Genomic DNA, 20,034 nt, shown 5'->3' on the forward strand with positions numbered 1-20,034 from the left:
CTCTGGAGGACTTCCTACCGGAGGTACGGTTCGTGTGCCCTACCCGTGGCGGGTGGGAGATGCTCTCCACGGCCAGCAAGCCGTCAATTCGGTCTCACGCAAAGATCCGGGCCTCGTCGGGCAGGCCGTTGCCACCCCCAAGTCCTGGTGACTCCTCCGCAAGCTTCGGTGCTCGACCAGCCGCATCACGAGTCTCGTTCAGGCCGTCCTCTGGCCAGCTCAGACTGAGGATGGAACTGGCTCCGTGTCTCCTTCAGGCGGCTCAGGTAAAAGCTCAGGCCTTGGGGCGCCTCAGGATGGTGAACTGCGGAGCGTGTTCCGCAAGGTGGTTATCAGCGCGTCGAGTTGGCGTGGGCCGGTGGTGAGGACGGACTCGGGTTCGTCGCTTTCGTGGAGGAGGATCGTTCCGGCGGGGGTGGTGGCGAGGTAGACGCACGAGGAGGCCGCCTCGCTGTAGGTGGACTTCTGCCAGTTGAGTTCGGTCACGGGGTGTCTCTCCTCAGGTGTCCTTGGCGATGCGGCGGATGAGGTCTCGGGATGCTGTGGGTTTGAGGGTGGCTTGCTCCATACGGTTCAGGACCAGCCGGTACGTCTCCAATTTCCCTACTGCGTCGATGAGTTCGCTGCCGTGGCTGGTGTCCAGCTGTGCGGTGTCGAGGGCTGTCACCGGGCCGTGCGCGTAGTCCAGACCGTGACCGGCGGTCGGGAACGAGGTGCCGTCGAAGGGGATGACTCGAAGGGTGATGTGTGGCTGTTCGCTCACCTTGATGAGGTGGTCCAACTGGGCATGAGTCACCTGCGAGCCGCCGAACTGCATGCGCAGTGCGGCCTCGTGGATGATCGCGGTGTACGGCACCGGTTGGTCGCGGAAGAGGACGGCCTGGCGCTTGATGCGGTGGGAGACGTGGTGCTCGATCTCGTGAGGGCGTAGGGCGGGGACAGCTTCCCGGAACAGCGCGCGGGCATGGTCGGGCGTCTGGAGCAAGCCTGGGATGTTGATGACCTGGGCGACGCGCAGCGCGGTCGAGTGGTGCTCCATCTCGGCCAGATCGAGGAGCGGAGCGGGCATAGTGCCCCGGTACTCCTCCCACCAGCCACGCGTGCGGTCGGCTGCCATGTCGGCGAGGGCGTCGACCAGGGGCTGGTCGGTGCAGCCGTAGATGTGGGCGAGGGTGTGGACGCGGTCGGCGCTCACGCCGAACCGGTTGGCCTCAATGTTGCTGATCTGGGCCTGCGTCGTGCCCAGGGCCCGCGCGGCCTCCACGGCGGCCATGCCCGCGCGTTCGCGCAGTCGGCGCAGCTCGGTCCCGACGCGGAGGCGGCGCGCAGTCGGTGCGCTCCTCGGTGCCATGTCCTCGCTCCGTTCCGTACACCTGGTGGGGCGGTCACCCACACGAGGTAAATCCCTGAAGGTTTTGCAGGCATCAGCAAAACCTTCAGGGATCGCAGTCTACGGTGAGTTCCACGCCGCTCAACTGGCCCCACCGGTAAGCCGGAAGCGCCCCGCGCTGCCCACACCTACGCACGCGACATGCCACCGCTCAGCCGGGCCCGTACGAACACAAGTCCCCCCACCGCAGGAGGCGTTCATGGTCACCGTATCCCCGCCGAAGTCCGAAGCGTCCGCATCTTGGGCATACGCCCTCCAGTTGCCGAACGATCCGCTGGCCCCGCGGATCGCCCGAACCACCCTCAGGGCCGTCCTGACCGGCCACGGCATGCACCAACTCGCCGACACCGCCGAACTGTTGACCTCGGAACTCGTCACCAACGCATACCGGTACTCCACCGGCCCCGCGACCCTCCGCCTCCGCGCCCTCGGCGGCACCCGCCTCCGCGTGAGCGTCTGGGACGCCAACCCGCACATCCCACCTCCCTTCGACAAGCGCTCCGGCCCGCTCCACCCCGTCCCCGCCCAGGCGGACGGCGGGCGCGGACTGTTCCTCGTATGCCATTACGCGGACGCGTGGGGTGGCTACCCGCTCGGCGACGACCTCTTCGGGCGGGGCGGAAAGCTGCTGTGGTGTGAGATGGGGGCGCAGTCCGCCGACCGTGTCGTCGCCGCATGAGGGCGTCTGGGCGGTGGGCGGCAGGAGAGGCTCGGCGCTACCGTGGGGCCAGCGACACGCCCTGTAGTCAGTGGAGGACCGTGGTGACCACCATGAGCGAGCGCCCGGCGGCCATAGACGCTCCTGCGACCGGAGCCTTCGAGGACATGCTCCGGATCGTCGAGGAGCTGGACACACCTGACGGCTACAAGGCCGAACTCATCCGGGGGAAGATCGTCGTGTCGCCGTGGTCGAAGCTGCGCTTCAAGAAGGCTATGAAGTCGCTGCGCCTACAGCTTGAGCCCCATGCGCCGACCGGCCATGACGTTGACGTGGCGCCGTTTCTCTTTGTGTTTCCCGGGGTGGAGCGAGGATTCGGTCCCGACCTGCACGTCGCCGACGAGGCCGCTTTCGACGCCGATGGCCGGCACGCCGACGGTGGTGCACTCTCCCTGGTCGCCGAGCTGACCTCCGTATCCATCAAGGACGCCGACTGGCTCGACAAGCTGGACGCTTACGGGCGCGTCGTGCCTGTCTACCTTGTACTCGACATGCAGGCCGAGGAGATCACGGCGTTCTGGGATCCGTCCGCGAAGGGGTACCAGTCGCGGACCACCGTTCCGTTCGGGAAGCGCCTGCACGTGCCCGCGCCGTTCGACTTCGAGCTTGAGACGGCAGGGTTCGCCCCCCGACCGGACCGGCGTGCCGAGGAGTCCTCCGCCGAAGACCGGGCGGAGTGACCAACCCCTGATCATGGCGAAGGGCCCCGCGGGACGGAATCCGCAGGGCCCTTCGGCGTCAGCACCGACGTCAGGGCAGCGCCGGTGCCGGGGGAGCGGCGCCGGGGGGTGCGCCGCTGGGCTGGGGGCCGCTGGTCGGCGCCCCGGCGCACTGGGGGCGTGCGGGTGGTGTCGACCATTGGCGGTACTGGATGAATTTGGTTGCCCAGTAGGGGACTTGGGCTGTTCTCGCATCGTGCGGGATGGGCGGCGGAGTCCGCAACCGTTACGACCGCTTCTGTACAGATTCCGCCGGGCGGCCCCGGGCGTCCCCGGAGCCGACCGTTCTCTTGGGTGACCGGGCTGCTGTCCCCTGCCGTCCGGTCACGACCCTGGAGTGAGGTCCCACGACACACGGCACGATCCGTACGTCTCATCACTCCAGCGAAGCCACGCGTGGTTCTTTCGGGCCCGCCCCTGGCTGACACGGACATCGGGACCAACGAAGCCCGCGGCGGCCCGGTCACGCGCCGTACGGGTGAGACGGCATGCGTACGTGCGTACGGCGCCGTACGGGATTCCGTACGGCACTCAGATACGGCCCCTGCACAGCTCAAGCAGCGTCATCGCGAGCGACGTGCCCGGCTTGCCCAGCGCGTCCCTGTAGTGGCCGAGGACCTCCATCTCACGGGAGAGGTTCACACGGCGGCCGCCGGAGGAGATCCGGGCCTCCTGGATCACCGCCGAGACGGCCATCCGTTCCTGGACGAGACCGATGATCCGGTCGTCCAGGGCGTCGATGCGCTCACGGGCACCGGTGATCGTGTCAGCGGCCTCGTCGGTGCGGGCGCCGGTCTTGTCGAGTACGTCGGCTGCGTCGGCCATGGTGGGGCTCCTCTTGTTGTCTTCTGGTGACGGGGTGCCCCGGAGCGGCCAGGTCCGGAAACGGCAGGCGCCCCGGGCCTTGTCGGCCCGGGGCGCCTGGGAAGTCGCTTGTCAGTTGCTCAAGCAGCACGACCATGGCAGCCGGTGGGCCGGTTGCCATAGGTAAAGACGAAGTTCGTCGGGTGCGTGAGCATGGGAGCAGTATGCAGGGGCGGGGCGTCCTGGCCAAGACGGTTCGGATGGTGAGACGGGCCGGGCAGGCGGTGGACACGGGTCGGGCAGGCAGGGGTGGCTTCGGTCAAGCGGGGGCCGAGGCGGCGAAAAACCCGCCCCAGCCACCCCCCACCCGCACCCCCGGTAGACTCGGCCCCACACACCCACTGCTCACCGCCGGAAGGCAACCCGTGTCATCAGCGACCCCCGCCGCCGCCCCCGACACCGTCCTGGTCGTCGACTTCGGTGCGCAGTACGCCCAGCTCATCGCCCGCCGCGTTCGCGAGGCCCGGGTCTACAGCGAGATCGTGCCGAGCACCATGCCGGTCGAGGAGATGCTCGCCAAGAACCCGGCGGCGATCATCCTCTCCGGCGGCCCGTCGTCGGTGTACGCGGAGGGCGCCCCCCGCCTCGACCGCGCGCTGTTCGAGGCCGGCGTCCCCGTCTTCGGCATGTGCTATGGCTTCCAGCTGATGGCGACGACGCTGGGCGGCACGGTCGACAACACCGGCGCCCGCGAGTACGGCCGTACGGGGCTGCACGTCTCGAAGCCGGGCTCCACCCTCTTCGAGGGCACCCCCGACGAGCAGTCGGTGTGGATGTCGCACGGCGACGCCTGCTCCGCCGCCCCCGAGGGCTTCACGGTCACGGGGTCCACGGACGTCGTCCCAGTCGCGGCCTTCGAGAACGACGAGAAGAAGCTGTACGGGGTCCAGTACCACCCCGAGGTCATGCACTCCACGCACGGTCAGCAGGTGCTGGAGCACTTCCTGTACCGGGGTGCGGGCCTCAAGCCCGACTGGACGACCGGCAACGTCATCGACGAGCAGGTCGCGCTCATCCGCGAGCAGGTCGGCAGCAAGCGCGCCATCTGCGGGCTGTCCGGCGGCGTCGACTCCGCGGTCGCCGCGGCCCTCGTGCAGAAGGCCATCGGCTCGCAGCTGACCTGCGTGTACGTCGACCACGGTCTGATGCGCCAGGGTGAGACCGAGCAGGTCGAGAAGGACTTCGTGGCCGCGACCGGCGTACAGCTGAAGGTCGTGGACGCGGAGGAGCGGTTCCTCGCCGCGCTCGCCGGGGTGTCCGACCCCGAGGAGAAGCGGAAGATCATCGGGCGCGAGTTCATCCGCGTCTTCGAGCAGGCGCAGGCCGACATCATCGCCGAGGCCGCGGCGGGCGAGGACGTCGCCTTCCTGGTGCAGGGCACGCTCTACCCGGACGTGGTCGAGTCCGGTGGCGGTACCGGCACGGCCAACATCAAGTCCCACCACAACGTCGGCGGCCTCCCCGAGGACCTCGAGTTCGAACTCGTCGAGCCGCTGCGCAAGCTCTTCAAGGACGAGGTCCGGATGGTCGGCCAGGAGCTCGGCCTGCCGGACGAGATCGTCCAGCGCCAGCCCTTCCCGGGCCCCGGCCTCGGCATCCGCATCGTGGGCGAGGTGACCAAGGAGCGGCTCGACCTGCTGCGCGAGGCCGACGCCATCGCCCGCGAGGAGCTGACCGCCGCCGGTCTCGACCGCGACATCTGGCAGTGCCCGGTGGTCCTGCTCGCGGACGTCCGGTCCGTCGGCGTCCAGGGCGACGGCCGCACGTACGGCCACCCGATCGTGCTCCGTCCGGTGTCGAGCGAGGACGCCATGACCGCCGACTGGTCGCGTCTCCCGTACGACGTACTCGCGAAGATCTCGACCCGGATCACGAACGAGGTCGCGGACGTCAACCGAGTCGTCCTCGACGTGACCTCGAAGCCGCCGGGCACCATCGAGTGGGAGTAGTAGCCGCGCGGTTCACGTCCGCTTGAGAGTTCGCACCGGCTCTCCGGGCTTCCAGATCTCGACGACCAGGTACTTGTCGTCCTCGACGTAGGTCCGTACGACCTCCGTCAGCTCGGTGCGGAAGAGGTGGAACGGCTCCGGCGGTTCCACCTCTTTCACGTACGCCGCCTTCGCCGCCGAGCCTTCGGAGTCTGCGACCTCGTACGCCCGCCCGCTGATCCGGACGTCGCCGCCCGCCAGGGTGGTGCCCGGCCCCTGGTTCGCCTGCAGCGCGAAGCGCGGGTCGCGGCGCAGGTCGAGTGCCTTCAGCGAGTCCGGCATCATGCCGAGCCACAGCTCGCCGTGCAGGAAACGGACCTCAAGGCCCGAGGTGCGGGGGGAACCGTCCTTGCGGAGGGTCGCGAGGGTGTGGTGCGTGAAGGCCGTGAACCGGTCCTCGACCGTTTTGGCCAGGTCGGGTTCCGCGGTGCCGAAGGCCGCCCAGTTCGGTGGCGTCGAGTTCGATGCCGTTGTATTCGATGTCGTCGGAGGAGTCATACGACGAGTCTCGCGCGGATACCCGACATCCTCTGTCCGGTATCCGAGTGCTCTCGGCGACCGTCCGCGTGCTCTCGGCGACAGAGGGAACCCGGATCTCGTAACGGTTGCGCACTCTCTTCACCGAACGGCCCTGGTCTCCTGGGCTGACCGGGGGTAACTTCCGCTCCGTACCGGACACGCCAGTGCTGGAGGACATATGCACGGGCCCACCCCGCCCACGCCCACGCCCCTACCCACCGACCGGCTGCGGTTCGCCATGCCGCCGATGCACGATTCGGTGGACGACGAGCGGCGGCACCGCAAGGAACGGCTGGCCGGAGCGCTGCGGCTCTTCGGGCGGCTCGGGTTCGAGGACGGGGTCTCCGGCCACATCACCGCGCGCGACCCCGAGTACAGCGACTGCTTCTGGGTCAACCCCTTCGGGATGCCGTTCAAGCACGTCACCGTCAGCGACCTCGTCATGGCCAACCAGGACGGGCAGGTGATCGAGGGCCGCTACCACGTGAACCAGGCGGCCTTCACCGTGCACGCCCAGGTCCACGCCGCCCGCCCCGACGTCGTCGCCGTCGCGCACTGCCACTCCGTGCACGGGCGCGCTCTGTCCGCCCTCGGCGACCTGCTCGACCCGATCACCCAGGAGAGCTGCGCCTTCTACGAGGACCACGCGCTGTACGACACCTACACCGGCGTCGCCGTGGACGCCGACGAGGGCCGCCGCATCGCCTCCGCGCTCGGCACCGGCAAGGCACTGGTGCTGCGCAACCATGGGCTGCTGACGGTCGGGGACTCGGTGGACGCGGCGGCCTGGTGGTTCGTGTCCATGGAGCGGTCGAGCCAGGTTCAGCTCACCGCGCAGGCCGCGGGCCGGCCGATCCTCATCGACCACAAGCAGGCGGTTGCTACGCGGGAGCAGCTCGGCGGCGATCTGGTGGCGTGGATCAACTACCAGCCGTTGTGGCAGGACATCAGCCGGAGTGAGCCTGATCTTCTTTCGTGACGGGGGCGTAGTGGGGGTAGGGGTAGTGGGGGTTCCGCGGCGGGGGTCAGAACCCCCGGAGCACCGCCGCCTTCGTTGCCGCGAACTCCTCGTCCGTGAGTACGCCGTCGCGGTGCAGTTCGCCCAACTCCCGCAGGCGGCGCAGGAGTACGTCGTGATGGTCGGCCGGAGGTGGTACGGCGGCCTGCTTGAGCTGGGGACGGTCCACGTACTCGCCCGTGCGGGTGGACGGATGCGGCAGACGGGCCGTGACGGCGGTGGCGACGAGAGCCGTCAGGAGGTCGCGGTGGGTGTTCCCCCACAGGTCCAGGGAGTACGGGTCCTTCTCGGGCGGCAGCTTGGAGAAGACGGTCTCGCCGGTCACGAAGCGCAGAAAGCCGTCCTCGTAACCGGAGTTGGGCAGCCACTCGACCTGCACGAGGTCGCTCACCGCGACGATCCGCGGGCCCGTCGCCCGCTTGACCCGGTCGGACGTGTCCGCCCAGTCGATCCGCACCTGCGTTCCGTCGAACGACACCGTGCCGTCGCTGGAGCGGACGGAGACGGGGACGGGCGGGCCCGGGAGGAGATAGGTCTTCGTCGGTTCCTTGGGGATCTGGTCGAGGAGCAGCGCGCGGCGGATCTCCTCGGCGACGTACTCCGCGACCCCGGAACGGTCGATGTCGACCGCCAGCCGGTACGGGTCCGCCGCCTCGGGCAGCCGGCCGCCGGTCGCCTGGAGAAGCGGGTCGGCGCCCTCGCGCAGGCTCAGCCGCAGGCGGCCGCGCTTGCGTTCGGGCTCGTAGACGATGCCGGCGATCGCCTCCAGGGGGACCGTGACCTCCCCGTACGTCTGCCGGAACAGCGGCACGGAGCGGTGCAGCCCCGGCGTGATCCTGACCGTGCTGCCGTCGAAGACCCAGGTCCCGTCGCGCTGGATGATCTCGGCCATACGCGAATTCTCGCAGCCGGGTCAACACGGGCGCCCGCGCTTCACCCGCGCTGACCAGACCTGCCGGACGCGGGCCGTGTTTCGTACGGCACAATTCGCTGTCATCGCGACGCAGTTGTAAGGCAGTTGTACGGCAGTCAGGCGTACGGATGGTCTGGCCGCACGGAGTTCTTGGCGCGGGGAAGGCGGCAGCGGACGTGGCGGTGCAGGAGGCGAGACACGGCGTGGAGCGTGGTTCGGGACGTGGCGCGGGGCGCGGTGACGGGCTCGGCGCCGGTCAGGGTTCCGGGCAGGGCGCGCACGGCGGTGGGTGCACCTGCGGGGACTGTCCGCACGGGGCGCGTGAGGGGCATCGGCGGGCTGTCGCCGAATTCCTCGCGAAGCGCGACCAGTTGGCGTCCGGGCAGGGGCTGCCCGCCGCCGTCGCCCACTCGGCGTCCGCGTCCCGGCAGTGGGTCTCGGACGAGCTGACCCAGTCCGCGGACGTCGTCGCCGAGCGCGGGCGCCTCGACGGCGAGGCGTGGCTCGGACGGATGTGGCGGCGTACTGCCTACGCGGTGTGGGGAGTTGTCGTCGCGCTGCTTCTGGTGCAGGCGCTCACCGCGATCGGGGCGGGGTGGAGTGCGGCGCGCACGGCCGGGCTGCTCGCCGCTCTTGTGGTGAGCGGGGCGTTGACCGGTGCGGGGTATCTCCACCGGGCGCGGGGTGGCGTCCTCGCCCCGCTCATCGGCGAGGACAACCGGCTCTCCACCTCGCGTGTGGTGGCGGGGGGTTGGGTGCTGTTCGTCGTGTATGCCGTTCTGGTGCTCGTGGGGCAGCTGGCGGCTGCCTCCGCGCACGGCACTCGCGACGAGCTGATCGCCGGGCTTGAACTCGCCCGGGGTGCGGGTGTGGTGACCGTTGTCGCCGTGTTGTGCGGGATTGCTGTGCTGGTGCGGCGGGTTGTGGGGCTGCGGGTGCTTGGGCAGCGGCTTCAGAAGGTGCGGGCGGATCGGCCGCGGGCGTCCGATCTTTTGACCGACGACTCCGGGCGGGGGTCCTTCGCGGACATCCAGTACGTCGTGATCTGTGCGGTTGCTCTGGTGTTCGCGGCGGTGCGGCTGGCGCGGCGGCCCTCGCAGCTGCCGGATCTGCCGTGGGGGCTGGCGTTGTTGGTCCTCGTGTCCGCCGCCACCTATCTCGCCGCGAAGTACGCCGAGGGCGGGCGGCCGGTGATCCTCTCCGTCGTCCGCGCCCGTGAGGCGGGCGACCTCGACGCGCCCATCCGCACCGGCGACGACATCGAGATCCGGGGGGCCGGGTTCGTGCCGCCCGGCGCGGGGACCGCGGACCGGCTGTCCCGGATGGTGGTGCGGATCGGTCCGGTGCATGTCCATGTGCCGTTGGTTCCCGTGGCCGGGGGGTTCAGCAATCCCACGGATGCGGTGCTTACCGTGCCTGTGCCGGTGGATGTGGAGCCGGGGCGGGTGGAGGTGCAGGTGGTTACCGCTGCGGGGGTGGAGACGAATCGGTGCGTGATTGATGTGACGGACTGAGGAGCGGTCCGGGTGGTGGGTGGGTCGGGGGCGTGCCGGTACGTCCGCCCGTCGCCGCCGGATCAGACGTTGGGCGAGGAGGGGAGCGTCCGGTGACGCGGGCGTACGCGACGGGCTTTGGACGTACCGGCACGCCCCCTTCCGCCGGTGGGCGGCTCCAACCCCGCCGGTGTTTGAGGGTGTGGTGGTGCCGTCCCGATCCCCCACCCACCCGTCGGGGCTGGGGTTTCAGCCCGTCCGGCGTTTGAGGACGAGCCCTTTGGGCGAGCGGGGGTCTGGGGGCGGAGCCCCCAGGTACGGGTTGGGTAGGGGCGGAGGGGGCGAAAAAAACCGGGCCGGACACCCGGGTCGGGTGGCCATATCGGTCCGGGCGCTGGAGGGTGGGAAGGAAAACGGGCCCCCCGATCCTTGAGCGGGGGCCTGCTGTCGTACGTATGGTCTGTTGAGGGGTCAACGGCACGCGGGCGAGAGGCGGCGGAGAGCGATGACTCACGGTATTCGGACGGACACACCGAGCCCCTATCTCGATGGGGGGCGGGACTGGCGGGACACCGCCACCCGGTACGCCCTGCTTCCCCTACGGGTCTTCCTCGGTGTCACCTTCATCTACGCCGGCCTGGACAAACTCACCGACAGCGCGTTCATGTCGGACTCCGGCGCAGGCTCGATCGGCGACATGATGCGCGGGGTCCGCGACTCCTCGGCGATCCCGGCGCTCGTCGACATGTCGCTGAAGAATCCGGTCGGCTTCGGTTACGCGATTGCCTTCGGCGAGCTCGCCGTCGGTATCGGCACTCTGATCGGCCTGCTGGCCCGCCTCGCCGCGTTCGGTGGCGCCGTCATCTCGCTCAGCCTGTGGCTGACCGTGAGCTGGGCCGCCGACCCGTACTACTACGGCAACGACCTGATCTACCTGATGGCCTGGCTGCCCCTGGTTCTGGCCGGCGCCTCGGTGTTCTCCGTGGACGCGGCACTGCGCAACCGGCGTCGGCAACGCAGTGGCGGTTACCGATGAAGGGCTGAGCCTGAAGAGGCGAGCCCCGGCCTGCGGTCTCTGAGGATGTGGCGATACTCCGGACCGTTACGATTGGCACTCGTACGATCACTATTCGTAGTCCGTGCATCGCAACCTGCGCATGCTCATGTCTTCAACGGGATAAAGGCGAGACGCCGACCCGCTCCCAGGGGCGTCCGTCGAGCATCCAGTCTCATTCCCGCACGAAGATAGGGAGACCTGCATGCGCCGCGTGTTCAGCACCGCGCTCATGACTCTTGCAGCCACCGCCATCGGCATCTCGACGGCGGCGGCCCAGAGCCCGCACTTCATCGGCGACGTCACCTGCAGTAAGTCCCTCAGCGGACTCAGCTGCAGCGGCAAGGCTGCCGGCCTCGGCAACGTCGCCACCGACATTTTCCTCACGGCGTCTTCCGTCGAGGCCGAGTACGTATGCGTCAATCGGGGCGGCAACATCGCCCCTGGCCAGGGCACCGAGTTCCAGAACGTGCAAGGCCCGACCCAGCACGTCACCCCGCGCAACGGCCAGATCACCTTCCGGAACGTGACGCTCCCGGCGCCGGAGACTCCCAGCGAGGACGACGTATGTCCCAACGGGAACTGGCGCGTGCAGCTGCTCCACCTCACCTTCAACGACGTCGAGCTGCACGTCCAGCAGAACGGCGAGGACATCCTGGTCAGGGACCTCGGCGACATCGACCCGTGATCCGTCGGGCGGCTTGACAGTCGGGAGGGCCTTCCCATGGCGGGAGGGCCCTCCCGGCTTGCCGGCACGGATGACTGCCCCTGTTGGCGGACTGGGCTGAAGAGGTGGTTCCAGCCGGAGGCCAACGGGGCAGAGGGTGGCCTACCCCGGCTTGCTCGCCGCGGTCACCGGATCCCGGCGGGTCGCCCGGCGTCTGCGTATTGCTCGGGTCAGGAGGGCCACGGTGGCTGCCAGGAAGAGTCCCACCGTGACCAGGGGGATGATCGCGAACCAGGGCGTTTCCCAGAGGCCGCCCGCGTCGCCGGCGTAGATAACGCCCGCGAGGGTGAGGAAGAAACCCGCGACCAGTTTGCCCGGCTGGAGCTCATGACGTGGCACGGGTCACCTCCGCCTGGCCCACGCCGACCTGGAGATCGAGGTCGAGCGTGCCGCCGTTCTTGTCGGCGGTCGTGGGCGACAGCGTCACGTTCTTGTTCTTGCCCGGTGCCACGTCCACGTCCTTCTCGTCGTCGCCCGGCAACTGGATGTCTCCGACGCCGACATCGACGCTCAGGTTCACGGTCAGATCCTTTGGGATGATCACCTTGAGCTGGCCCACACCCACCTCCGCGTTCGTCGCGAGGATCTGGCCCTTGGCGAGGTCGAGGTTGGTCAGGTCCAGGGTGCCCACGCCTGTGCCGAGGTCGTACGAATCCTTCACCTCGGCAGCGTTGGCCGGTACCCATTCCGTCCGTACCCAGTGCGTGCTGATGTTCTTGGGCAGCGCGGCGGAGCCGGCGAGCAGGCCCGCGGTGAGTATCGCGAGGAAGATCGAGCCCGCGCCCGTACGCCCCTTGAACGCGCTGATCGCGATGCCCAGGCCGAACACGATCAGCGCGCCGGCCAGGCCCGTCTGCAGGCTGGTCGAGAGCGTGTGCTCCTCCCACGTCAGGCTGGTGCCGAGGATGCCCGCGACGAGCGCGAGCACCAGCACCCAGCCGCCGATCCAGCGCGGGCCGGGTGGCTTCGGGTGCCATGCCGTGCGTATGTCGGGGCGGCTTGTGCCTCGGGCGATATTGAGTGCGGCCGCCACATCCCGGTTCCGTGTGTCTCTGGGTCCCCATAGATAGCCGGTACCGCCGACGTGGGAGCCGTCCTTGATGATCGGGTCGCGCCACCAGGACGGGTAGGAGGCGGGGACGGGCGGTGCCTTCGCCTCCGGCGGGGCGTCGGCCACGGCCTGGGCGGCGAGCGGGTCGGGGTCGGGGGCGCCGCGCTGCTGCGACCAGAACCCGGCGCCCGCCAGGAGCAGGGCGAGGACCCCGGCGAAGGTCAGCACCCCGCCGTTGTTGATCATCGAGAGGAACACTCCGCAGCCGACCAGGGCGAAGAGCACGGCCGCCAGCGCCTGGCCGTCCACGCGGCCGGTCAGGAGCTTCCGTACCTCGTTCTCCTCGTCGTCGTCGAACGGGATGAACAGCCAGACGAAGCCGTAGAAGATCAGGCCGAGGCCGCCCGTCGCGGAGAGCACCGCGAGCACGATCCGGAAGATCACCGGGTCCATGTCGCACTGCCGCCCCAGACCGGCGCACACCCCGCCCAGCATCTTGTGCCGCCGGTCGCGACGGAACTTGCGGGGGACCTCGGGCGCGCGCGGCTCCTCACCTGGGGCGGGCGGCACGGCGTCGCGCGGCCCGGTGCCCGGTGGTGGGGCGCCCGGGCCGGGGCCGGGGTCCGGCTCCGCCGCCGCGTGCTGGTGATCTGTCATGCGTCCATCGTGACGGGCGAGGAGGCGCAACGGCAGTCGGGATGACCCTGGCCGAACCCTGATTTCGGCCCTGATGGGTGGCCGGGGGACTGTGGGGACTGTTCGGTCACCGGCTCCCCGAGGATCGGCGGCCTGTTGGTCGAAGATCAATTGCCGGATTCCTGGGGATCGGACATCGGGCTTTCGAAGGTCAGGTCGCGGATTCTCGAAGATCAGGGGAGTCTCGGGGGTCGACCCTGATGCCCGGGCCCGCCGGGCGTGTGAACATCGATGGCATGCCGGAAGCCGCAGCCATGCCACTGGACGCCCCGCGGCCCCCGCGCAAGCTCTACCGCAGCAGCGACGGACGCTGGCTCGGGGGTGTGGCGCGAGGGCTCGCCGGGCATCTCGGGCTGCCCGTGATCTGGGTGCGGCTCGTGTTCGTCGGCTTGTTCATGGCGGACGGGCTGGGGGCCCTGCTGTATGCCGCGTTCTGGTTCTTCGTGCCGCTCGGCGTCGGCGGGGTCGGAGGAGTCGGCCCGGTCGGTTCGGGGCGTACGCCGGGCATCTCCACGGAGACCGCTCCCGACGGCCGCCGCAGGCTGGTGGCCCGCAAGCCGGACAAGGGGCAGATCGTCGCCCTGCTCCTCATGGTCGTCGTGGCCATGGTCTTCGTCGGCAATGTGAACCTCGGCGGCGGAGCGAAGGCGTATCTGTGGCCGACGGTGCTCGTCGGCGCGGGCGTCGCCCTCGTCTGGCGTCAGGCGGACAACGCGCGGCGGGCCCGCTGGGTGGAGGTCGGCCGCCGCCGTCGTACGCTCACGCTGCTGCGCTCCGCGGCGGGTGTCCTGCTGGTCACCGCAGGCGTCTCCGGAATATTCGTACTCCAGGGCTCGGCCGCCCACCTCGGCTCCGTCCTGCAGGCGGCACTCGCCGTCCTGGTCGGCATAGCGCTGCTCGCCGGCCCCTATCTCGTGCGCATGACACAGGACCTCTCCGAGGAGCGCCTGATGCGTATCCGCGCCCAGGAGCGGGCGGAAGTCGCCGCCCATGTCCACGACTCGGTGCTGCACACCCTGACCCTGATCCAGCGCAACGCGGACAACGGCAACGAGGTGCGGCGACTGGCCCGCGCCCAGGAGCGCGACCTGCGCACCTGGCTCTACAAACCCGAGGGCACAGGCAAGGACGAGGCGGAGGAGCCCGACACCCTCGCCGAGGCGGTCCGGCGCAATGCCGCGGAGGTCGAGGACAAGCACGGCGTCCCCATCGAGGTCGTGGTCGTCGGCGACTGCCCGCTCGACGACGGCCTCACCGCACAGATGCAGGCCGCGCGGGAAGCGATGGTGAACGCGGCCAAGTACGGTGGCGAGGGCGGCGCGGTACAGGTCTTCGCCGAAGTCGAGGGCAGGACGGTCTTCGTGTCCGTGCGTGACCGCGGCCCCGGCTTCGACCTCGACTCGATACCCGCCGACCGCATGGGCGTCAGAGAATCGATCATCGGCCGCATGGAGCGCAACGGCGGCACGGCGCGGCTGCGCGCGGTGCCGGACGGCGGCACGGAGGTCGAGCTGGAGATGGAGAGGGCGGAGAAGACGTCATGACTGACACGAATGGGCCTGTGGAGTCCGGCAGTTCTGCCGGAGCGGAGGAGACCCCTTCGGCCGCCGCCGCATCCGGAGAGACTGCGAACGCGGCCGGGCCGGCCGCTGCCGGGGATGGGCGGCGGGCGCGGGTCGTGCTCGTCGACGACCACCGCATGTTCCGTACGGGCGTTCAGGCCGAGATCGGCGAGACCGAGCGGACCGGCGTCGAGGTGGTCGGTGAGGCCGCGGACGTCGACCAGGCGGTCACGGTCATCACGGCCACACGGCCCGAGGTCGTTCTGCTCGACGTCCACCTGCCGGGCGGCGGCGGTGTCGAAGTGCTGCGCCGTTGCGCCCCGTTGATGGGCGACGCCGAGCAGCCGGTCCGCTTCCTCGCGCTGTCCGTGTCGGACGCCGCGGAGGACGTCATCGGGGTGATCCGCGGTGGCGCCCGGGGCTATGTCACCAAGACGATCACCGGTGCGGACCTCGTGGACTCCATCTTCCGCGTCCAGGACGGCGACGCGGTCTTCTCACCCCGCCTGGCAGGGTTCGTCCTCGACGCGTTCGCCTCGACCGACGCCCCGCCCGTCGACGAGGACCTCGACCGGCTCACCCAGCGCGAGCGCGAGGTCCTCCGCCTCATCGCCCGTGGTTATGCGTACAAGGAGATCGCCAAGCAGCTGTTCATCTCCGTCAAGACGGTCGAGTCCCATGTCTCCGCCGTACTGAGGAAGTTGCAGCTCTCCAACCGGCACGAGCTGACTCGGTGGGCCACCGCGCGTCGTCTGGTGTGAGCGGCGGCGGCCCGTGTGCGTCGGGCTGCCCGTGACGTCCGGCGGGTGTCGGCTCTCACGCCACCCGTGTAGCCCCCGCGAACGGCATCTCGTCGATCGGGGCCAGTCGCACCGGCGCGCTCGGGTTGGGTGCGTGGATCATCTGGCCGTTGCCCACGTAGATGCCCACATGGCTGATGCCCGAGTAGAAGAACACCAGGTCGCCCGGGAGGAGTTCGGATTGTGAGACACGGCGGCCGGCGTTGATCTGGGCGTAGGTCGTACGGGGCAGCTCGATGCCCGCGGCGCGGTAGGCGGCCTGGGTCAGGCCGGAGCAGTCGAAGGCGTCGGGCCCGGTGGCGCCCCAGACGTAGGGGCTGCCGAGCTTGGCGTAGGCGTACGAAACGGCCGCGGCCGCGCGGGAGTTGGGGGCCGCGACCGAGCCCGACGACGGCGCCTGGGCCAGGTCCCGTGCCGAGGACCGCGAGGCGCGGTCACCGGAGTCACCGGCGCCGACGGCCTGTGCGCGCTCTTCCTCGCTGAGGCGGCCCAACAGCTGCCGTGCCGCGTCCAGCTTTCCGTTGATCGTCTTCTTGTGCCGCTTCAGCTCCGCCTGCCGCGACTTGAGCGAGGCCAGTTCGACATGTGCGGCCCCGCGCAGCTGCTCGATCTCCCGCAGTTGCTGGCGTACGCGCTCCACGGATGCCGCCTGCCTGCTGCCCGCGCGCTCGGCGAACGCGGCACCTTCCAGGTACTGGTCCGGATCGTCGGAGAGCGCGAGCTGCAGCGCCGGGTCGAGGCCGCCGCTGCGGTACTGCGAGGCGGCTATCGAACCCAGCGCGTCGCGCGCCGAGTTGAGGCGCTCCTCCTTGCGTGCCGCCTCGTCCTGCAACGTGCCCAGCCGCTCCGCGGCCTTGCCGGCCTTCTCCTTGGCGCCGTTGTACTTCTCGGTGGCGACCTCCGCCTCCTCGTACAACTTGTCGACCTTGGCCTTCACCTGCGCCGTCGACAGCTGGGGCTCGGCGTGACCCGTCCCGTCGAAGGCGGTGGCCGTCGCCGCGCCTGCGAGGGCGATCGTGGCGGCTGTGCGGACCTTGCCTCCACCGAGCGAGCGCTGCCTGGGCTTGCGGTGCGTTGCCACGAGGGCGCCACATCCTTCGGTACGGCCGCCGGAGCGGGAACCCGGCGGTCAGCGGTTACGCGTCCGGCGGCGGCCCACACAGGGGGAGCGGGCCGCCGCCGGACCTTCTCGGCGGTGGTGTCCGGATGCCGCCCCTGGCCCGGGCGGCGGTGGGGAGCCGGGCACCTGGTGGAGGACGCTAAACCTGAGCGTGAGGGGTTGGTAACGCCATGTACGGAACTGGCGTCACTGGATCGCCGAACGACCGCATGTGATCGCGATTCCCGCCTGGAGTCGCCGACTTCACACGGTGTGATGACCGATGGGGGCAATCCCGGACAACCAGGGGTGCGCCGGTGCTAGGGGTTACATGGGATGGGCCGGTGACAAGTGGGGCCAGGGCGCAGGAATAGGCTCCCGCCTCATGGACCTACTCATCCATTTCTTCGTCGGCCTGCACATCATCGGCATCGCCTCGCTTCTCGGTGGCTTCCTCACCCAGATGAAGGCGATGGGCCAGGGCACGGCCCGGTTCGTCCCCGCGATGCTGCACGGCGCGCTGACCATGCTGGTCACGGGCGTCGTGCTGGTCGGCCTCAACCAGGCGGACGACCAGACGGTCAACAACATCAAGATCGGTGTGAAGCTGGCGCTGCTGATAGTGATCCTGGGGCTCGTCTACGTGAAGCGCGACGACGAGAAGGTGGACAAGGGCCTCTTCGGGCTCGTCGGGCTGCTGACCACGACGGACATCTTCATCGCGGTGCTGTGGACCTGACGGCTCCGGCTGCCACCACCAGCCACACCGCCACCGAGATCCACAGCAGTACCTCACCCAGCCCCTTGAGCCAGTCGACATCGAGGGCGGTGGAGACCGACAGGGTCGCCGCCGCCGTCATCCCCATCGGGAACACGGTCGCCCAGCGCCGCGCGTCGTAGCGCAGGCGCGGCCGGACCAGTTCCGCGGCGACCAGGACGCAGTACCAGGCGAGATCGAGGACGAGCAGGGCGACGGTGACGGCGCGCAGGACGCCGTTGTCGTCGTCGTTCCACAGGTAGGCGTTCACGTGGTGTGCCGCGACGAGTTCGGCACCGGCCAGCGCCGAGATCGCGAGCGCGCCGCCCGCGACCCACTGGTCCCCGGCGCCCGTGGCCACCTCCCTGATGTCGAAGTGCGCGAACGCCACCGCGTACAGCACGATCCCGAGCCAGAACAGCACCAGCGCGGTGTGCGCGAGCCAGTCCGCGCCCAGCGCCGCGGCGAGCGTGGCCCCCAGCACGGCCAGGCCCTGTGTCGCCACGCACACGAGGAACACCCCTCCCGGCATACGACGCTTCCAGTGCCGTACGACGACGAAGAGCAGCACCGGACACAGCACGGCCGACAGCGCAAGCAGCGCCTCGGCGACCTCCTGCCACCCCAGCGCGGACAGCCGCGTACCGAGGACGGTCGTCGCCGCGACAGCGGTGAGCCCGGCGGGCGTGCCCGCCTCCGCCGCCCAGCGCGTCCGCTCCCGCACCAGCCGTACGACGAAGTCCGCGGCGAGCGCGAGCCAGGCGACGGCCGCCAGCGCCAGCGCGATACGGGACAGCGTCTCGTAGCCGGTCAGATGCCACCCGACCGAGATGATGCCGGTCGCCATGACGGCGGCACCGGCGGCGGGCGGCCGCTCGGCCCACCACGCGCGGAGCTGGGGGATGGCTGGCATGGCTGGCATGGGCCCGATGCTAGGGATCTCCGGACGGGTGGCCCGCGGGGCACGCGCGCGGGGGATGAAAACGTGGGGCACGCGTGCGTGGGGGATGGCGCACGCGCTTGTTTGGGGTGGGTGGGGCGTGAAAGCCGTGGAGTGCGCCCACGCGCGGGGTGAAGTGCCCGGCGCCTGCGTATTGCAGGACCACGCTCCGCGCGTGCCTATCAGGACCCACACACCCCGGCGCGTGCGTATCAGGATCTCGCGCCTCGCGCCTCGCGCGGAGCGCGAACGCGCAGGGCGTGACAGCCGCCTGGCGTGCCTCGCCCGAAACGGCCGCGAGGCACGCCCCGTAGTGCACGAAAACGTGCCCCACGCGTGCGTGCCCCGCGAAAAGGGTGTCCGGGTGGTGCGTTGCGTTACGCCGGGCGTACCACGCTGTGGATCGCCGACTCGCCGTCGTAGTAGATCGATTCCTCGCGGACGTACGCGCCCGGCTTCGGGGCGTGGATCATCATGCCGTTGCCGATGTAGAGGCCGACGTGGCTGACGTCGTCGTAGAAGAAGACGAGGTCGCCGGGCTGGGCGTCGGAGAGGGCGACGGTCGTGCCGGCGTTCACCTGGTCGTAGGTGACGCGCGGGAGTGTGACGCCGGCGGCCTTCCAGGCGGCCTGGGTGAGGCCCGAGCAGTCGTACGAGCCGGGGCCGGTGGCGCCCCAGACGTACGGCTTGCCGACCTGGGCACGGGCGAAGGCGATGGCCTTGGCCGCCTTCGTGGCGTACGAGGAGTCGGTGGTGGTGGTCGTGCCGGTCGTGGCGCTCGACGACGTCTCCTGGGCGGCCGCCTTCGCCGCGGCCTCGGCAGCGGCCTGCTGCTGCGCCAGTTCCGCCGCCTTGCGCTCGGCCTCCTTGCGCTGCTCCTCCTCGATCGCCGCGAGCCGCGCCTTCTCCTCGGCGGTCAGCTGCGAGAGCAGTTCGCGCGCCGAGGCGAGCTTCTGCTGGACGTCGGCCTTGGACGTCTTGAGGGCGGTCTGCGAGGTGGTCAGCGTCTCCAGGCTCTGGGAGGCCTCCGTGCGCTTCTCGGTGGCGGCGGCCTGCTCCGTGACGTAGTCGTCGACGGCCGCCTTCTGGCGGGTGGTCAGCCGGTCCATCAGCTGGGTCTGGTCGAAGTAGTCCTGCGGGTTGTCGGCCAGCAGGAGACTCGCGGTGTCGGGGGCGGCGGCCCCGGTGCGGTACTGCGCCGCGGCGAACGAACCCAGCTCCTCACGCGCGGTGTTGAGCTTCTCCGTGCGCTTGGCGACGTCGTCGAGAAGGGTGTCGACCTGCTTGCGCTGCTTGGAGGTCTTCTCCTTGGCCGCGTTGTACTTGTCGGTGGCCGACTCCGCCTGCCGATAGAGGTCGTCAACCTTCTTCTCGACCTCTTCGAGGCTCGGCTTGGGCTCCTCCGAGGGCGCGGCGGTCGCCGTCTGGGAGAGCAGAGCCACCGAGGTGAGGGCCGCGGTTGCGAGCGCGGGGGGCCGTATGCCCGCCACGCGCGTACCCGAGAGCCATTTGCGATGCGACGCCAAGGGAGGCGACTCCTTCCATCATCCGCCTACCGAGTTAGCTGTCGGGTTCGGGCGGGTGGTTCGGAAGGGTTGCCCTACGGTCCCTGCCCGACAAGGCAGTTGGACCGATTCACCCCAAGGTCGGTTGGGTCCCCGGCTCCAGCTGCCATGAAGGCGCGCCGGACTCGGCGGAGGCTACCGCGGCCCGGCGACGTTCGCCG

Annotated in this window: 20 protein-coding genes, 1 pseudogene and 1 riboswitch; of the genes and pseudogenes, 11 read left to right on the forward strand and 10 right to left on the reverse strand. The window is 69.9% G+C overall.

Going from position 1 to position 20,034, the window contains the following annotated elements:
* Window positions 1–19 precede the first annotated feature (19 nt).
* Window positions 20–211 (forward strand): annotated as a pseudogene (locus OG219_RS29485) (IS5/IS1182 family transposase); the annotation flags it as partial.
* An 80-nt stretch (window positions 212–291) separates the two neighbouring features.
* Here the strand turns inward: OG219_RS29485 and OG219_RS29490 are convergent.
* Together OG219_RS29490 and OG219_RS29495 are read right to left on the reverse strand one after the other, a co-directional pair.
* Complete coding sequence (locus tag OG219_RS29490; RefSeq protein WP_266831473.1) at window positions 292–486, reverse strand: DUF397 domain-containing protein; 195 nt, start codon at window positions 484–486, stop codon at window positions 292–294.
* A gap of 13 nt (window positions 487–499) precedes the next feature.
* A complete protein-coding gene (locus OG219_RS29495) occupies window positions 500–1,351 on the reverse strand; it encodes a helix-turn-helix transcriptional regulator (protein ID WP_266831475.1) in 852 nt (283 codons plus the stop codon).
* Window positions 1,352–1,589: 238 nt separating this feature from the next.
* Between OG219_RS29495 and OG219_RS29500 the strand changes: the two genes are divergently transcribed.
* Together OG219_RS29500 and OG219_RS29505 are read left to right on the forward strand one after the other, a co-directional pair.
* The gene (locus OG219_RS29500; RefSeq protein ID WP_266831477.1) at window positions 1,590–2,069 is read left to right on the forward strand and encodes an ATP-binding protein; all 480 of its coding nucleotides are present in this window, start codon (window positions 1,590–1,592) and stop codon (window positions 2,067–2,069) included.
* A gap of 146 nt (window positions 2,070–2,215) precedes the next feature.
* Complete coding sequence (locus OG219_RS29505) at window positions 2,216–2,788, forward strand: Uma2 family endonuclease (RefSeq protein ID WP_266831479.1); 573 nt, start codon at window positions 2,216–2,218, stop codon at window positions 2,786–2,788.
* Window positions 2,789–3,358: 570 nt separating this feature from the next.
* Here OG219_RS29505 and OG219_RS29510 read toward each other — a convergent pair.
* Window positions 3,359–3,652 (reverse strand): chorismate mutase, encoded by a 294-nt coding sequence (locus OG219_RS29510; RefSeq protein WP_266831481.1) that lies wholly within the window; start codon window positions 3,650–3,652, stop codon window positions 3,359–3,361.
* Window positions 3,653–4,056: 404 nt separating this feature from the next.
* Between OG219_RS29510 and guaA the strand changes: the two genes are divergently transcribed.
* Window positions 4,057–5,640, forward strand: coding sequence for a glutamine-hydrolyzing GMP synthase (gene guaA / locus OG219_RS29515; RefSeq protein WP_266831483.1), 1,584 nt, complete (start codon window positions 4,057–4,059; stop codon window positions 5,638–5,640).
* A gap of 12 nt (window positions 5,641–5,652) precedes the next feature.
* Here guaA and OG219_RS29520 read toward each other — a convergent pair whose 3' ends face one another.
* Entirely contained in the window at window positions 5,653–6,177 is a 525-nt protein-coding gene (locus tag OG219_RS29520) for a pyridoxamine 5'-phosphate oxidase family protein (RefSeq protein WP_266831485.1), read from the reverse strand.
* Window positions 6,178–6,376: 199 nt separating this feature from the next.
* Here OG219_RS29520 and OG219_RS29525 point away from each other — a divergent pair, with 199 nt between their 5' ends.
* On the forward strand, window positions 6,377–7,177 hold the full coding sequence (locus tag OG219_RS29525) for a class II aldolase/adducin family protein (protein WP_266831487.1): 801 nt from the start codon (window positions 6,377–6,379) through the stop codon (window positions 7,175–7,177).
* Between the two features lie 46 nt (window positions 7,178–7,223).
* Here the strand turns inward: OG219_RS29525 and OG219_RS29530 are convergent, their stop codons facing one another.
* On the reverse strand, window positions 7,224–8,108 hold the full coding sequence (locus OG219_RS29530) for a DUF4429 domain-containing protein (RefSeq protein WP_266831489.1): 885 nt from the start codon (window positions 8,106–8,108) through the stop codon (window positions 7,224–7,226).
* Window positions 8,109–8,332: 224 nt separating this feature from the next.
* On the opposite strand from OG219_RS29530, the gene OG219_RS29535 reads away from it, so the two are divergent.
* The 3 genes from OG219_RS29535 to OG219_RS29545 all read left to right on the forward strand — a co-directional run bounded on the left by OG219_RS29535 (window position 8,333) and on the right by OG219_RS29545 (window position 11,364).
* Window positions 8,333–9,643 (forward strand): hypothetical protein, encoded by a 1,311-nt coding sequence (locus OG219_RS29535; protein ID WP_266831491.1) that lies wholly within the window; start codon window positions 8,333–8,335, stop codon window positions 9,641–9,643.
* Between the two features lie 484 nt (window positions 9,644–10,127).
* Complete coding sequence (locus tag OG219_RS29540; RefSeq protein ID WP_266831493.1) at window positions 10,128–10,658, forward strand: DoxX family protein; 531 nt, start codon at window positions 10,128–10,130, stop codon at window positions 10,656–10,658.
* 223 nt (window positions 10,659–10,881) lie between these two features.
* On the forward strand, window positions 10,882–11,364 hold the full coding sequence (locus OG219_RS29545) for a hypothetical protein (RefSeq protein ID WP_266831495.1): 483 nt from the start codon (window positions 10,882–10,884) through the stop codon (window positions 11,362–11,364).
* Between the two features lie 141 nt (window positions 11,365–11,505).
* On the opposite strand, the gene OG219_RS29550 is transcribed toward OG219_RS29545, so the two are convergent.
* Window positions 11,506–11,742, reverse strand: coding sequence for a hypothetical protein (locus tag OG219_RS29550; RefSeq protein WP_266831497.1), 237 nt, complete (start codon window positions 11,740–11,742; stop codon window positions 11,506–11,508).
* A complete protein-coding gene (locus OG219_RS29555; RefSeq protein WP_266831499.1) occupies window positions 11,729–13,111 on the reverse strand; it encodes a PspC domain-containing protein in 1,383 nt (460 codons plus the stop codon). The genes OG219_RS29550 and OG219_RS29555 overlap by 14 nt, the downstream gene beginning before the upstream one ends.
* A 239-nt stretch (window positions 13,112–13,350) precedes the next feature.
* Between OG219_RS29555 and OG219_RS29560 the strand changes: the two genes are divergently transcribed.
* Window positions 13,351–14,694, forward strand: coding sequence for an ATP-binding protein (locus tag OG219_RS29560; RefSeq protein WP_266831501.1), 1,344 nt, complete (start codon window positions 13,351–13,353; stop codon window positions 14,692–14,694).
* Window positions 14,691–15,473 (forward strand): response regulator transcription factor, encoded by a 783-nt coding sequence (locus tag OG219_RS29565; RefSeq protein ID WP_266831503.1) that lies wholly within the window; start codon window positions 14,691–14,693, stop codon window positions 15,471–15,473. Before OG219_RS29560 ends, OG219_RS29565 begins: the two co-directional genes overlap by 4 nt.
* A gap of 55 nt (window positions 15,474–15,528) precedes the next feature.
* Here OG219_RS29565 and OG219_RS29570 read toward each other — a convergent pair whose 3' ends face one another.
* A complete protein-coding gene (locus OG219_RS29570; protein ID WP_266831505.1) occupies window positions 15,529–16,593 on the reverse strand; it encodes a C40 family peptidase in 1,065 nt (354 codons plus the stop codon).
* A gap of 403 nt (window positions 16,594–16,996) precedes the next feature.
* On the opposite strand from OG219_RS29570, the gene OG219_RS29575 reads away from it, so the two are divergent.
* Window positions 16,997–17,350 carry a hypothetical protein gene (locus OG219_RS29575; RefSeq protein WP_266831507.1) on the forward strand — a complete coding sequence of 118 codons (354 nt, stop codon included), beginning with the start codon at window positions 16,997–16,999 and terminating at the stop codon, window positions 17,348–17,350.
* Here OG219_RS29575 and OG219_RS29580 read toward each other — a convergent pair.
* Both OG219_RS29580 and OG219_RS29585 read right to left on the reverse strand, forming a co-directional pair.
* The gene (locus tag OG219_RS29580) at window positions 17,328–18,281 is read right to left on the reverse strand and encodes a tellurite resistance/C4-dicarboxylate transporter family protein (protein WP_266836272.1); all 954 of its coding nucleotides are present in this window, start codon (window positions 18,279–18,281) and stop codon (window positions 17,328–17,330) included. The genes OG219_RS29575 and OG219_RS29580 overlap by 23 nt on opposite strands.
* 404 nt (window positions 18,282–18,685) lie before the next feature.
* Window positions 18,686–19,834, reverse strand: coding sequence for an NlpC/P60 family protein (locus tag OG219_RS29585; protein ID WP_266831509.1), 1,149 nt, complete (start codon window positions 19,832–19,834; stop codon window positions 18,686–18,688).
* A gap of 7 nt (window positions 19,835–19,841) precedes the next feature.
* Window positions 19,842–20,014, reverse strand: a riboswitch (cyclic di-AMP (ydaO/yuaA leader).
* Between the last annotated feature and the right edge of the window lie 20 nt (window positions 20,015–20,034).

Origin of the sequence: Streptomyces sp. NBC_00038 (assembly GCF_026343635.1) — a bacterium.
Taxonomy (GTDB): Bacteria; Actinomycetota; Actinomycetes; order Streptomycetales; family Streptomycetaceae; genus Streptomyces.

Coding starts and splice junctions, on each gene's coding strand:
- OG219_RS29495 (WP_266831475.1), bottom strand. CDS start 1,351: ATGGCACCGAGGAGCGCACCGACTGCGCGCCGCCTCCGCGTCGGGACC.
- OG219_RS29500 (WP_266831477.1), top strand. CDS start 1,590: ATGGTCACCGTATCCCCGCCGAAGTCCGAAGCGTCCGCATCTTGGGCA.
- OG219_RS29505 (WP_266831479.1), top strand. CDS start 2,216: ATGCTCCGGATCGTCGAGGAGCTGGACACACCTGACGGCTACAAGGCC.
- OG219_RS29510 (WP_266831481.1), bottom strand. CDS start 3,652: ATGGCCGACGCAGCCGACGTACTCGACAAGACCGGCGCCCGCACCGAC.
- OG219_RS29520 (WP_266831485.1), bottom strand. CDS start 6,177: ATGACTCCTCCGACGACATCGAATACAACGGCATCGAACTCGACGCCA.
- OG219_RS29525 (WP_266831487.1), top strand. CDS start 6,377: ATGCACGGGCCCACCCCGCCCACGCCCACGCCCCTACCCACCGACCGG.
- OG219_RS29530 (WP_266831489.1), bottom strand. CDS start 8,108: ATGGCCGAGATCATCCAGCGCGACGGGACCTGGGTCTTCGACGGCAGC.
- OG219_RS29540 (WP_266831493.1), top strand. CDS start 10,128: ATGACTCACGGTATTCGGACGGACACACCGAGCCCCTATCTCGATGGG.
- OG219_RS29545 (WP_266831495.1), top strand. CDS start 10,882: ATGCGCCGCGTGTTCAGCACCGCGCTCATGACTCTTGCAGCCACCGCC.
- OG219_RS29555 (WP_266831499.1), bottom strand. CDS start 13,111: ATGACAGATCACCAGCACGCGGCGGCGGAGCCGGACCCCGGCCCCGGC.
- OG219_RS29560 (WP_266831501.1), top strand. CDS start 13,351: ATGCCCGGGCCCGCCGGGCGTGTGAACATCGATGGCATGCCGGAAGCC.
- OG219_RS29565 (WP_266831503.1), top strand. CDS start 14,691: ATGACTGACACGAATGGGCCTGTGGAGTCCGGCAGTTCTGCCGGAGCG.
- OG219_RS29575 (WP_266831507.1), top strand. CDS start 16,997: ATGGACCTACTCATCCATTTCTTCGTCGGCCTGCACATCATCGGCATC.
- OG219_RS29580 (WP_266836272.1), bottom strand. CDS start 18,281: ATGCCAGCCATCCCCCAGCTCCGCGCGTGGTGGGCCGAGCGGCCGCCC.